General features: G+C 46.5%; 1 protein-coding gene. It reads left to right on the top strand.

Annotated features, from left to right (window positions below; translation table 11 throughout):
* The coding region (zapE, locus tag ACTHUM_RS14570) for a cell division protein ZapE (protein ID WP_440403233.1) at nt 1-1,130 on the top strand (1,130 nt) is incomplete at its 5' end.
* Between the last annotated feature and the right edge of the window lie 97 nt (nt 1,131-1,227).

Genomic DNA, 1,227 nt, shown 5'->3' with positions numbered 1-1,227 from the left:
ATAGAGACCAACTATTTACGCCACCGCCATTTGAAAACCACAGCCCATTGACTTGGTATCAGGCCGCCGCCGAACAACCCAACTTCATCCGTGATGAAGCACAAGCACGAGCCATTGAATATTTGGATCGCTTATGGACCGAGCTGATGATGTTCAAACGCAAACGCAACCGTTTTCTCGGCCGCAGCCTGCGTTCCCCTCAAGTGCCTAAAGGACTCTATTTTTATGGCGGCGTAGGACGCGGTAAAAGTTTCCTGATGGACGCTTTTTTTGGCTGTCTCCCTTATCGCCGTAAGCGCCGCGTGCATTTCCATGCCTTTATGGCCGAAATTCATCAACGGCTGAAAGCTTTAAAGAGTGAAGCGAATCCTTTAAAAGCCGTTGCAACAGAAATTGCCAAAGAAACACGCGTATTATGCTTTGACGAGTTTCACGTCAGTGATATTGCCGATGCCATGATTTTGGGCCGTTTACTGGAAAACCTGTTGAGTGAAGGTGTAGTCTTGGTAGCCACTTCCAACTACGCCCCATCCGAACTCTATCCTCAAGGCCAAAACCGCAGCAGCTTTCTCCCAACCATCGCCCTTATCGAGTCCAACCTGACCGTTTTAAATGTAGATGGCGGAGAAGATTACCGCTTGCGTACGCTGCGTCCTGCCGAAATTTTCTTTGTCCCCAATAATGAAGAAAACGAGCAAAAACTCGCTGCTTTATTTAAAGAAATGAGCGGAATCTCTGAATTAAACCCAGGCATCAGCATTATCCATGGACGGGAAATCCCCCATAAAGCCCAGTCAGAACGCGCCATCTGGTTTGATTTCCGTGCATTATGTTTTGGCCCGCGCTCACAAGCTGACTATTTGTATTTAGCCGAACATTACGAGATGGTTTTCCTTTCAGGATTAGAACGTCTAACCCCGCAAGAAAAAGCAGAAGCACGCCGTCTGACATGGTTAATTGACGTTTTATATGATTTCCGTGTGAAGCTGTGCGCCACTAGCGCAGTTGGCGTAAACGATATTTACGTTGAAGGCGATTTTGCCGAAGAATTTACCCGTACAGCCAGCCGTATGATCGAAATGCAATCTGAAGTCTATTTGGAACAACCACACCTGACTTTAAGCAAATAATGCCTTTCCCAAAAAGGGGCGAAATTTGGTAGAATACACTTCCCTCGCCTCTTGGCTACGGCAACTTACCTATTAATAAAAACAAGGACATAACATG

It is taken from the genome of Neisseria sp. P0021.S006 (assembly GCF_051956895.1).
This window is presented reverse-complemented; position numbering and strand designations above follow the sequence as displayed.